This window comes from Streptomyces anandii JCM 4720, from assembly GCF_014650655.1.
GTDB classification, from domain to species: domain Bacteria; phylum Actinomycetota; class Actinomycetes; order Streptomycetales; family Streptomycetaceae; genus Streptomyces; species Streptomyces anandii.
The window spans coordinates 1-454 of sequence record NZ_BMVJ01000062.1; the positions used below are offsets into that span (position 1 = coordinate 1).

1 protein-coding gene is annotated in these 454 nt (G+C 74.9%); it reads left to right on the top strand.

Annotated features, from left to right (window positions below; all coding sequences use genetic code 11):
* The coding region (locus IE249_RS35215; RefSeq protein WP_189711556.1) for a KR domain-containing protein at window positions 1-454 on the top strand (454 nt) is incomplete at both ends.

The following is a 454-nucleotide window of genomic DNA, read 5'->3' on the forward strand; positions in this document are numbered from 1 at the left end:
CGAAGGCCGCTTCCGCGCTCAACCTCCACGAACTCACCCGCGATCTCGACCTGTCGGCCTTCGTCCTCTTCTCCTCCATGAGCGGCACGCTCGGTACTCCGGGCCAGGCCAACTACGCGGCCGCCAACGCCTACTTGGACGCGCTGGCCGAGCAGCGGCGAGCCGAGGGCCTGGTCGCGACGTCCATCGCCTGGGGGCCGTGGGCCGAGGGCGGGATGGCGGCCGACGAGGCACTGGCACGGCGGATGCGCGCCGGCGGCGTACCGCCCATGGCGGCCGACGCGGCGATCTCCGCCCTGCAACGCGCGCTGGACCAGGACCGGACCGCCGTGATGGTCGCGGACATCGACTGGCAGCGTTACGCGCCCGGATTCACCGCCGCCCGGCCCAGCCCGCTGCTGGCCGACCTGCCCGACGCCCGGACGGGCGCCCGGAACGCGCAGGCCGTGGCCGG